This window comes from Pediococcus sp. EKM201D, assembly GCF_011800215.1.
In the GTDB taxonomy this organism is placed as follows: Bacteria; Bacillota; Bacilli; order Lactobacillales; family Lactobacillaceae; genus Pediococcus; species Pediococcus pentosaceus.
In genome coordinates, this window is record NZ_JAALFK010000010.1 from 1 (window position 1) to 555 (window position 555).

The window sequence follows — 555 nt, forward strand, 5'->3', positions numbered from 1 at the left end:
TTTTGTTCTTTGAAAACTGAATAATATCTATAATTTTCTAATTTTAATTGTTAATCATAATTAAACCGAGAGAAAACCGCGTAATTTAAAGAGTTATAAAACAAGATTAGTTCAAAGATTAATCGCTAAACTCAATTAATCACTTTACCGTAGGTAAAGATAGGTTAAGTTAGGAAGGGCGCATGGTGAATGCCTTGGTACTAGGAGCCGATGAAGGACGGGACTAACACCGATATGCCTCGGGGAGCTGTAAGTAAGCTTTGATCCGGGGATTTCCGAATGGGGCAACCCAATAGTTTTAATCGACTATTATCCGCATCTGAATACATAGGATGTGTGAAGGTAAACGTGGGGAACTGAAACATCTCAGTACCCGCAGGAACAGAAAGAAAATTCGATTCCCTGAGTAGCGGCGAGCGAAACGGGAAGAGCCCAAACCAGGAAGCTTGCTTCCTGGGGTTGTAGGACTGAACATTTGAGTTACCAAAGAACTTGATAGCTGAAGAATCTGGGAAGATTCGCCAGAGAGGGTGATAGCCCCGTAAGTTAAATCAA

General features: G+C 41.1%; 1 rRNA gene. It reads left to right on the forward strand.

Annotation, left to right across the window (positions count from 1 at the left end):
• Positions 1-162: 162 nt before the first annotated feature.
• Positions 163-555, forward strand: a 23S ribosomal RNA gene (locus HFC68_RS09265); the annotation flags it as partial.